10 protein-coding genes are annotated in these 10,118 nt (G+C 71.6%); 2 read left to right on the top strand and 8 right to left on the bottom strand.

Annotated elements, in window-relative coordinates:
* Positions 1-127 precede the first annotated feature (127 nt).
* The gene (locus AB0K12_RS47545; RefSeq protein ID WP_364575833.1) at positions 128-1,186 is read left to right on the top strand and encodes a hypothetical protein; all 1,059 of its coding nucleotides are present in this window, start codon (positions 128-130) and stop codon (positions 1,184-1,186) included.
* Here the strand turns inward: AB0K12_RS47545 and AB0K12_RS47540 are convergent.
* From AB0K12_RS47540 to AB0K12_RS47510, 7 genes are all read right to left on the bottom strand, one after another.
* Positions 1,134-3,266, bottom strand: a complete 2,133-nt coding sequence (locus AB0K12_RS47540) for a hypothetical protein (RefSeq protein WP_364575831.1) — start codon at positions 3,264-3,266, stop codon at positions 1,134-1,136. The two genes, AB0K12_RS47545 and AB0K12_RS47540, sit on opposite strands and share 53 nt — an antisense overlap.
* 195 nt (positions 3,267-3,461) lie before the next feature.
* Positions 3,462-3,716, bottom strand: a complete 255-nt coding sequence (locus AB0K12_RS47535) for a hypothetical protein (protein WP_364575829.1) — start codon at positions 3,714-3,716, stop codon at positions 3,462-3,464.
* A gap of 25 nt (positions 3,717-3,741) precedes the next feature.
* Positions 3,742-4,995 (bottom strand): SGNH/GDSL hydrolase family protein, encoded by a 1,254-nt coding sequence (locus tag AB0K12_RS47530; RefSeq protein ID WP_364575827.1) that lies wholly within the window; start codon positions 4,993-4,995, stop codon positions 3,742-3,744.
* 74 nt (positions 4,996-5,069) lie between these two features.
* Positions 5,070-6,434: an amino acid adenylation domain-containing protein gene (locus tag AB0K12_RS47525; RefSeq protein WP_364575825.1), complete on the bottom strand. Its 1,365-nt coding sequence runs from the start codon at positions 6,432-6,434 to the stop codon at positions 5,070-5,072.
* The gene (locus AB0K12_RS47520; RefSeq protein ID WP_364575823.1) at positions 6,427-7,701 is read right to left on the bottom strand and encodes a condensation domain-containing protein; all 1,275 of its coding nucleotides are present in this window, start codon (positions 7,699-7,701) and stop codon (positions 6,427-6,429) included. The genes AB0K12_RS47525 and AB0K12_RS47520 overlap by 8 nt, the downstream gene beginning before the upstream one ends.
* A complete protein-coding gene (locus tag AB0K12_RS47515; RefSeq protein ID WP_364575821.1) occupies positions 7,698-8,864 on the bottom strand; it encodes a cytochrome P450 in 1,167 nt (388 codons plus the stop codon). Before AB0K12_RS47515 ends, AB0K12_RS47520 begins: the two co-directional genes overlap by 4 nt.
* Positions 8,857-9,135, bottom strand: a complete 279-nt coding sequence (locus AB0K12_RS47510; RefSeq protein ID WP_364575819.1) for a phosphopantetheine-binding protein — start codon at positions 9,133-9,135, stop codon at positions 8,857-8,859. Before AB0K12_RS47510 ends, AB0K12_RS47515 begins: the two co-directional genes overlap by 8 nt.
* A gap of 192 nt (positions 9,136-9,327) precedes the next feature.
* Between AB0K12_RS47510 and AB0K12_RS47505 the strand changes: the two genes are divergently transcribed.
* A complete protein-coding gene (locus AB0K12_RS47505; protein ID WP_364575817.1) occupies positions 9,328-9,777 on the top strand; it encodes a hypothetical protein in 450 nt (149 codons plus the stop codon).
* Positions 9,778-9,900: 123 nt separating this feature from the next.
* Here the strand turns inward: AB0K12_RS47505 and AB0K12_RS47500 are convergent, their stop codons facing one another.
* The gene (locus AB0K12_RS47500) at positions 9,901-10,059 is read right to left on the bottom strand and encodes a bL28 family ribosomal protein (RefSeq protein WP_364575815.1); all 159 of its coding nucleotides are present in this window, start codon (positions 10,057-10,059) and stop codon (positions 9,901-9,903) included.
* Positions 10,060-10,118: the final 59 nt, after the last annotated feature.

The following is a 10,118-nucleotide window of genomic DNA, read 5'->3' as shown; positions in this document are numbered from 1 at the left end:
CTCGCCGCCCGCGGGTTCGACCCGCTCGCCCCGCACCCCCCCCTTGTACACCCGGCCGTGCCCCGGCGCGGCCGGCCGGCCCCTTCGGGGCCCCGCACGGCCCTTGACGAGACCGGAGACACGCCTGTTGACCACAAGCCGTACGCGGCGCGCCCTCGCCGCGCTGGTCGCCTTGTCGGCCGCCGTCCTGGTGGGGCCGGCGGCCGTCCTGGTGGGGCCGTCGGCCCACGCCGACGTCACCTGGTCGGTCGTACCGGCGAACACCGGCGGCCCCGACGGCCGCACCGCCATCGACCTCGAACTCGCCGGCGGCCAGCAGGTGGTCGAGCACGTGGCGGTCATCAACCGCTCCACGGAGCCGGTCGTGTTCGGCATCGACGCGGGCGACGGCTACCTGACCTCGAAGGGCTACTTCGACATGCGGCCGTCTGGGGTCGAGCCGGTCGACGGCGGCTCCTGGATCACCGTCCCCGAGACGGTGACCGTCGCCGCCGGCGCCACCTCGGTCGTCCCGGTGACGGTGTCGGTCCCGACGAACGCGACCCCGGGCGACCACCCGGCCGGCGTGACCGCGTCCCTGGAGACGGTCTCCGGCCAGGTACGCGTCCAGAACCGGGTGGGCGTCCGCCTGAACATCCGCGTCACCGGCGACTACGTGGCCAAGCTGGCCGTGACCGACGTAAGAGCGGAGTACACAGGTTCCTGGAACCCCTTCACCGCGGGAACGGTCGAGGTGACCTACACCGTCGCCAACACCGGCAACGTCCGCGCGGTCACCGGCAACCAGGTCCTGACCTCCACCCTCTTCACCAAGAACACCTGGACCGACCCATCCACAGCCAGGGCCAGAGAACTGATGCCAGGCGGCCGCCGCACCTTCACCGCCCGCCTGCCCGGCACCTGGCCGCTGGGCCCGATCGGCACGACGATCGTGGCACTCCCCTCCCCCGCGACCGGCCCCCTCCCAGGCATCGCCACCCAGCAGGCGGCGGCCACCACGAGGGTGTGGGCGCTGCCCTGGCCACAACTGGCCCTGGCCGCCCTGCTCAGCCTCGCGGTCGTGGCCCTCCGCCTGAACGCCGCCCGCCGCCGCCGGCGCGACCTGGCCTGGCGGCAACGGGCGGCTGTCACGTCTAGTGAGCCAAGGCGTACAGACGGCGGTGCTCCTGGTAGCGCGTTGTCATGATCAGCTCGGCGGGGTCGCGCACGTTCCTGGCCTCCAGCAGGGAGGCCTCGGCCCGCAGCCGAGCCACGGAATCCTCCACCGCCGCGGTGATGCGGTAGTCGGCCGACCAGCGGGTGTCGCCCTCGTACGTGAGCTCGTCCTCCAGCTCGTCGGCCACCTTCCGCAACCGCGTGACGATCCTCCTGCGCTCGCTTCGGCGCTCCTCCCGCAGGAGCTCGAGCGTCGTGCCCAGAGCCTCGGCATCGAAGGTCTGCTGCTCCGACGCGGTGAGGCTCTCGCCGTGTCCGCCCCTGTCGCCCGCATCCACCGTGGCGAACGGCAGCAGGTTGCGGAAGGTGAGGTAGGAGGCGGCGGACTCGCCCGGTGTCGCGTCGGTGAGCGTGTCGAAGGCGGCCTGGAACATCGCCTTGAGCTGGCCGCCTTCCAGCTGGGCGAGCGGCAGGTACCTGTCGAGCGTCATCAGGTCGGATTTCAGGTCGGCCTCGAGCGCCTCTTCCAGCGCCTCCAGACCCTCGGGCTCGGTGCGTCTGCGCGCGAGCAGCTGCTTGACCGCCGTGCTCTGGATCACCCAGGCCGTGGTGTGGCAGCCCATGCCCGCCACTCCGGCGGGAGCGGGCGGACGGCCGTTGACGTCGGCGCCTCGGCCTGCGACGAACGTGACCACGAGCGGGTCACCGGTCTCGTCGACGACCCAGTCCTTGACGACCTTGTCGACGGCGGGCAGCTGCGGCAGCCGGTCGAGTGCCGTTTTCAGGTCGCTCAGCAGCTTGGCGCCCGCCTCGGTGTCGAGCCTGAGCTTCCTGCGCCGCTTCGCGATGTACGCCGTCAACGCGGCGATCGCGGCCTCGGACGGGGAGGGCGACAGGAAGCCCGACATGGACACGCTCAGGGGATAGGCGAGCGAGCACAGCCGCTGATGCTCGTGCAGCAGGTACGACATGATCGTGACGAAGCGGTCGGCGGAGTCGTCGGCCTTGGTCGTCTCGCCCTGCGTCTCCTCCTTGGCCAGCCTCAGATACTTGTTGACCTGCTGCTTGTAGTAGCCGAAGTCCTCCTGATCAGCGTGCCACAGGCCGCCGGCGATGTTCGAGATGGTCTGCGCGGCCTTGAACAGGTGCTGCTGCCCCTCCGCCGCGCGCAGCCGCTCGGTCATCTCCTTGGCCTGCTGGGCGATCCCGTCCACATCCAGCGAGAAGGAGGTGCGCCGGTCGAGGTGCTTCGTCAGCTGGACGCCCAGCTTCCCCAGCTTGCGGCTGTCCTCCTGCGGCTTCATCGCCGCCTCCGGGCTGAGCGCGTAGTCCAGGCCGGTCTCGCGCAGCGCGGCGTCGAAGGAGAACAGCCGCCACAGCGCCTCCTTGACCTCCTGCGCGTCGGGCTTCCACGGCTCCTCGAAATCCTCGGGCCGGAGGATGACCGTCCCGCCCCTGGTCATCGCCGGCTTGACCTCGTCGGTCTCCATCTTCGCGGACTGGGCCGCGTAATAGCGCTCGCACCGCAGGATGATCCTGCGGTAGTGCGCCTCGGCCGAACCGATGGAACGGTCCCTGAGGTTGCGTACCGTGGCGAACGGCGTGTAGTTGACGTAGGCCAGGTGATGGGCCAGCGCGGGCCCGAGCGCCGCGGCGATGTCCTGGGCCTTGCCGTTGACCAGGGCCTTCAGCGCCGCGTTGATGTGCGTGCGCGTACGGGCGTCGGAGTCCTCCAGTCGCGGCACGCGCTCCTCGACGTCGCTCAGCCACTCGAGCATCTTCCTCTGGGCGCTGGACGGGTCGGCCATCCACTTGGTGGCGTCGTGGTGGGCCTTCTCCAGCGCCGTGACGGCCTCGGCGATCGGCTTGCCGTGCAGCTCGGCCTTGAGCGCGTCCAGGTGAACCGTCCAGGCGATCGTGTGGTCCCCCATCCTGCTGCCGAACGGCGACGGCGTACGCGGGCTCGGGCTGATCTGCACCTTCCCGACGTTCCCCCCGTTCAGCAGCACTGCCGGTCGGAGGTGGACAGCGGGCAGCCCCTCGTGCTCGCGGGCCTTCAGGCCGGTGTCCTCTGCCTCCGAGACCGGGGTGTCGTTCCTGGATCGCTTCATTGCGTCCCTCCCCATGAGTGCGAGACTTCCCTTCTCCTCCCGCATGGGGCAGCACGCAAGATTTAACGTCGAAGTTCCTCAATACAGACACAGGATCGGCCCTTTACAACGTGGCCTTGTTGTCCGTGCGCAGTGAGAGTCACCTTCGACCGGCTGTCAGCGTCCGGTGCAGCCGCCGTGCCCGCAGGTCCTCGGCTAGTCGACGATGCGCACCGGCGACGACGGCGGCGCGAGCGCGAGGAGCGGCCCGGCGTGCCGCTCGGGCAGCGTCTCCATGCCTGACTGCGCCTCGCCCGCGCGCCACAGCTCGCTGCCGTCGCCGAGATAGGTCAGCTCGTAGGGGAACTCGCCCCGCTCTTCGATCGCGTCGGCGATCGCGTTGATCTGTGCCGCCGAGTAAGTCCGGTGGAAGTCCTCACCCGGCGACACCACATGTTGTTCCACACCCATGACGCCCGACCGTACCGGGCCCGGCTCAGGAGACGGTGATCGTGCCGTTCTGGTCGCGGGCGCACGTGACGCTCGCGCGCGGCCCCGCGGCGACGGCGCCGCTCAGGCACTGGCCGAGGACCGTGTGGCCGGCGGCGTTGGGGTGCCACGACTCCTGGCAGGTCTGGAAGTAGGTGACGCAGGTGTTCGCCGCCCGCTGGATGCGGATCTTGTCCCAGCCGGACAGGCTGGTGACGGGCGTACCGGTCGGCCCGTCCTGCACGCGGACCGGCGTCGCGAGCGCGCCGGATGGGCTGCCGGAGTTCTCGCAGAGGCGGGCCCCGTCGAAGGCGCGCTGGACGTCCAGGACCCGCACGTCGGCCGCCGGGCGTTCGGCCGCCAGCGTGGCGTGCGCGTTCTTGACCAGGGTGCCGAGGTTCTCGGAGAACACGTGCCCTGGCCCGAGGCTGGCGCGGTGGATCGGGCATCCGGCGGCGTAGCGCTCGGCGCCGAGTGCGCGGAACTTGTCGCGGGTGTCCTTGCGGCCGTCCTCCTCGTGGTATGGCGTGGCGAGTTCGGGCGGCAGCGGGTTGGTGTAGGTCTGCAGGATCACCTGGTGGACGCCGTCGGCGTCGACCTGGGCGAGGGTGTCGAGGATCTGCCGCAGAGCGGCGGTGGTCTCGGTGGTGGCGGCGGCGACCTCGGCGGCGGTGGCCAGGTCGGAGGCGGAGCAGGGCTGCTGCGGCACCTCGCCCTTCAGGTACGCCCAGAACTCCCACCAGCCGGTCCAGGCGTCGGCGATGAACCGGTTGGCGCATAACGTGGCGACGTCGCCGAAGGTGAACTGGCTGTTGTTGGAGCCGAGCCCGATGAGGACGACGTCGATGTCGTGCGTCTGGGCGACGGCGCGCAGCTGGTCGAGCTGGGCGGCGACGGTGCGGCCCTCGGGGCGGGCGCTGGCGGGTGCGGTGATGTCGGCGGGCTGGGCGCCGGAGCAGGCGAGGTTGAAGCGTTGCTGGATGCCCGGCAGCGACGCCTTGAACAGCGAGGCGTTCGCCGACCGGTGGCAGAAGTAGGCGTTGCTGTTGGCCGCCGACCAGCCGGGGAAACCCTGTGCGGTGCCGGAGGAGTCGGCGACGGGCTGGTAGTCCCCCGCGCCCTCGCCGCTGACGAAGCTGTCGCCGAGCGCGACGGCGGCGGTGGGGAGAGTCGCCTGCGCCGGTCCACTGTGCACGGCCTGGACGCCCGCCGCGCTCACGAAGAGCATGACGACCGTGGCGGCACGCTGGAGGAACCTCATGACCACCCATTTCCTACTGAATCAGTACGAAATTCGTGGGTTGATCACAACATGCCGCACCGGGCTCGTCAAGATCAGCCGTCGTCGAGCGCCGTGTAGTCGACCTTGCCGTTGGGCAGGCGCGGCAGGGCGTCCACCCGCTGGAACACCGCCGGCACGGCCACCACGGGCAGCCGGTCCAGCAGGTGGGCGCGCAACGCCCGGCGGTCGATCCGCTCCTGGTCCGTGACCAGGAAGCCCTTGAGCCGCGCCACGCCCCGCGTCACGCCGACCGCGGCCTCCCGTACGCCGGGGAAACCGGCCATGGCGTGCTCGATCTCCGCGCGTTCCACCCGGGCGCCGCTCAGCTTGAGCTGGTGGTCCGCGCGACCGTGGAACAGCAGCGCCCCGTCGCCGCGCAGGGAGACCAGGTCACCGGTACGGTAGGCGTCCCCGACACCCTCGGCCAGGCCGGGACCGGAGATCACCAGCTCGCCGACGCCGTCAGGGTTCGGCTCCGCGATGGACACCCGCGCGCCCGGGATGGGGTGGCCGATGGGCACCCGCGAAGAATGGGCGTCCTCGGGGACGCAGCGGTGGACCGTGCTCCAGACGGTGCACTCGGTGGGGCCGTACTCGTTGTAGAGGACCGCCCCGGGCAGCGCCGCGTAGTGCGCGCCGACCAGCGCGGGCGGGCAGGTCTCGCCGGCGACGATCACCGTGCCGAGCGATCCGAATGCGTCCGCCAGGCCGTTGCGGAGCGCGAGCCCGTACAGCGACGGCACCATGAGCAGGTGGGAGGGCCGGTGCTCGGCGGCGAAGCGCGCGGCGGCGGCCAGGTCGGAGGGGCGCTGGCTGGGGATGACCAGGGTGCCGCCGCTGGCCAGCGTCCAGTAGATGCCGGCGACAGAGCTGTCGAACGAGATGGACGAGCACAGCAGGAACCCGGTGACCGGCGACGGGTAGTAGGTCAGCCGGGCGGAGGTGGACCAGGCGAGGGCCGCCCGGGAGATCGTGACGGGCTTGGGCGGGCCCGCCGAGCCGCTGGTGTAGCAGGTGTAGGCGAGCCGGGCCGGGCCGGCGGGGACCGGGGCGCCTGCGAGCGTGGTCATGTCGATGCGGCAGGAAGGGCCGTTCAGCGGGACGATCATGTCCGGCTCGATGAGGGCGATCCGCGCCCCGCACGCCTGGGCGACGTCCTGCTGGCGCCCGACGGGGAAGGCGGCGTCGATGGCGACGTACCGGCCGCCGGCCCGCAGGACGGCGAGCATGCCGATCACCGCCCACCGCGACAGGTGGGCGTGGATCACCACGGGCTCGTCGGGTCGCAGGCCCGCCTCCAGCAGCGCCCGCGCGAGCCCGGCGCTGCGCCGGTCCAGCTCCCGGTAGGACAGCTCGCCTTCGCGGTCGGCGATCGCCGTGGCCGGGCTGGTCAGGTGCGTTTCGATGAGCTCAAGCATCGGCCAGCCGCTCCAGCACGCTCAGGAACCCGGCGATCTTCTCCTCCACCCACTCCTGGCCGAACATCTCGGCCTCGCAGGAGACGATGCCGACCACCTCCTCGTCCACCCGCATCGACCACAGCAGGTGCAGCGGCATCACGGGCGCGGGCTGCCGCTCCTCCGGCACGGGCGTCAGCAGCAGCGCCGGGTCGTCCGCGGTGGGCGCGAACGGCGACCTCGGGATGAGCTGGAACACCGGGAACGTGCGCTCCACGACCTCCGCCGGGTCGAAGATCAGCGCGGTGAGCTCCGGCGCCTCCGGCAGGACCCGCAGCAGCGGCACGTCGTGCCGGTAGGCCGCCCGGCACACCTCGTCGGCGCGGCGGCTCAGCTCGTCCAGGTCGCCGGGGTCGTCGGTGGTGATCCGCAGCCAGAGCAGGTTGAGCATGAAGCCGGCCGTGTACCACTCCGACGGCTTGCGCCCGGCGGTGATGATCGGCACGACGGCGTCGCGGCGTCCGGCCCAGACCGACGCGGTGAACGCCGTGAGCAGCAGCGTGAACGGCGTCGTCTTGCGCCGCCGCGCCACCCGGCCGAGCCGCCGCCACAGCTCGTCGGGCACGGTGAAGCGGCACGTCCGCTGCTCGCCGCGCCTGCCGGGCGTCGGCACGGGCAGGGCGAGGTCCGCCACGCCGTCCAGCCGGTCCTTCCAGTACGGCAGCGCGTCCGTGATCGTCTTCTCCCATGAGGGCGAGAAGTCGTCGGCGGCGACCTCGGCGTACCCCAGGACCTGCGAGCCGGGCGGCGGTCCGCCCCGCACGCGGGCGGTGTAGGCGTCGGCCAGGTCGCGCGTCAGCAGCGTCAGCGACCAGGCGTCGGAGACGAGGTGGTGGGTGACGATCACCAGCAGGCTGGTGCCGTCCGCGCACCGGCCGAGGTGCACCCACAGCAGCGGCGGCTCGTCCGGCGGGTACGCCGTGGTCGTCGCCATCGCGAGGAAGACGTCCTCGTCGTCCACGTCGTGCACCAGCAGCCGGCCCGGCACGCTGTCGTGCACGTGCGCTCTGATGCTCTGGCCGGCGTCGCGGACCACGGCCGTGCGCAGCGCGTCGTGCCGGGCCACGACGTCGTCCACGGCCGCGCGCAGCACGTCTTCGTCGATCTCGTGCGCGACGCGGTAGGCCGCGCGCACGATGAACGCCGGGTTGAGCACGCTGCCCGGCACGGCCAGCTCAAGCCCGAGCAGCAGCTGCTGGGCGTAGGTGAACGGGATCTCTGTCGTCATCTGCCTCTCCTGGGCACGCCCGTGATGATCAGCTTCTTGAAGCCGGTGAGGAAGGTCGATCGCACGCGGACCGGTTCCGCGGCGAGCGCGACGTCGGCGAAGGTCGCGAAGAGCGTCTGGAAGAACAGCCGCAGCGTGAGCCGGGCCAGGTGGGAGCCGATGCAGTAGTGGTGTCCGCTGCCGAAGGCGAGGTGCCGGTTCGGCGTACGGGCCGGGTCGAACGCGTCCGGGTCAGGGAAGATCTCGGGGTCCCTGTTGGCCGCGCCGATCCAGGCCACCACCGGCTCGCCCGCCGGGAGCTCCACGCCGGACAGGCGTACCGGGCGGGTGGTGTGCCGCATGAAGTGGCTGCCGGGCGACGCCCAGCGCAGCGCCTCCTCCACCCCGCTGCGCAGCAGATCGGGGCGTGCGGCCCAGGCGCGGTAGCCGCCGTCCCCGGCCAGCTCTGCGACGGTCGAGTTGACCACGTTCGGCACAGTCACGCTCGCGCCGAGCAGCAGGCTGTAGCAGTTGGAGACCACCGTGCCGGGGCCTTCCGGCAGCATCAGGCTGATGAGGTCGTCGCCGGGTTCGCGGGCGCGCTCGCGTACCAGGTGCAGGAAGTACGCGAACAGCTCGCGGTGCGCCCGCCGCAGCGTCGTGGCCGCGTCACCGGCGACCTGGTAGCCGGGGTCGTCCTCGGCGCTGGCCGCCATGACCAGCGTGAGCAGGCGCGGCCGGTCGGCGTGCGGCAGGTCGAGCAGCGGCCCGATCAGCGCGAGCGGTAGCCCGCGCACGGCCTCGGCCAGGTCGAACGGCCGCCCGTCCAGGCCGGGGGCGAGCAGCTCGGTGATCGCCGCGACGATGGCCGGCTCGTGGGCGGCGGCCGAGCGCATGCCCATGAGCTTCTGCAACGGGGCCCGCATCCGGTCGTGCGCGGGCGGGTCGGTGGCGGCGAGCTGCCGCCCGGCGGCCGGGTCGGGGCGGCCCAGCAGGTTGAGCAAGGTGCCGCGCTCGCTGGTGAAGCACGTGTGGTCGCGCAGGACGCGGTCCACGTCGGCGTACCGGGTGACCGACCAGAAACCCCGCTCGTGCCGGTGCACCGGGTCGTTCTCGCGCAGCCACCGCCAGGCCGCGTACTGGCCGCCCGCCTCGAACAGGCCGGGGTCGGACAGGTCACGCATGGCCGATCACGGCGGCCAGCTCGGCGATGGTCGGCGACAGGAACAGCGCCCAGGCGGGCACCTCGAAGCCGAACTCGCGGTCGATCGCGAACTGCACGTCGGCCGCCAGCAGGGAGTCGCCGCCCAGCTCGAAGAAGTCGTCCTCGACGCCGACGGGCGCGACGCCCAGCTTGTCCTCCCACAGGGCGGCCAGCCGGCGTTCCGTGTCGGTGCGCGGGGGTTCGTACGGCGAGTCGAGCTCGAGGTCGTCCCGTGAGGTGACAGTGGTCATGCCGGCTCCGTGATCAGGTTCCGTGGTCAGGTGAACGCGCAGGTCCCGGCCAGTGTGTCCGCGCCGGTGTCGAGTCCGCGTTGAGGATTCGTTGATCCCGGCGTGATGCCTTCACCGCGGGCCTGCCTCACCGAGCGGGCCGGCAAGTAAGATCGCGCAAGTCTGTGATCACCCGCGCGAAAGGCCCCCCCTTTGTCTCTGCGTAGCAAGCTGTCCGCCGTCCTGGCGGCGTGCGTCCTGACCATCCCGCTGTCGGCGGTGGCGGCGCAGCCCGCCCTCGCCACCGGCGGCAGCTGCGGATCCGGGTACAACTTCCTGTCGTCGTACCCCATGCGTTACGGCGACGCCGTCGGCGGCAGCCTGGACCTCTACTACAACCCCTCGAACGGCTACAACTGCGCCATCGCCCGGGCCAAGGCCGCGTGGGACGGCGTAGCGCACCACATCAAGGTCATGCTGAGCGACGGCGGCTCCCGCATCGTCAGGGACCCGGCGCTCAACAGCAGCGCCAACTACCGCTACTACGCGGGCCCGGTCAAGCTGTACCTGAAGGACAGGTGCGTCTACGCCGACGGGCAACTGACCTACAACGGCGACTGGTACCGCACGGGCGATGCCGCGTTCGGAGTCCACTGCGGCTGACGAAAGCCGCCGGTCACCGGCACCGGGGCGGCGGCGTGCTCGCCTGCTGCCCCGGCCATCATGGGAAAGGCCGCAGGGCTCGCGCCGAGCCCCGCGGCCTTTCGTCATCTCCATCGGCCGTCATCAGCCCGCGCCGGTACGCACGGACGAGGCGCCGCCGATCTTGTCGATCGTCTTGATCGCGCGGGCGCTGAGCCTGAGCCGGACGAACCGGTCCTCTGCCGCCAGCCGGTAGCGGCGCTGCTGGATGCCGGGGTCGGGACGCACCTCGTTTCTCGCCACAGCAGTTCCTTTCGGCGTGCGGTACTGTGCCAGCATAACGATAATGATTTTCATTCCGC

It is taken from the genome of Nonomuraea sp. NPDC049419, assembly GCF_040676995.1.
GTDB classification, from domain to species: domain Bacteria; phylum Actinomycetota; class Actinomycetes; order Streptosporangiales; family Streptosporangiaceae; genus Nonomuraea; species Nonomuraea salmonea.
This window is presented reverse-complemented; position numbering and strand designations above follow the sequence as displayed.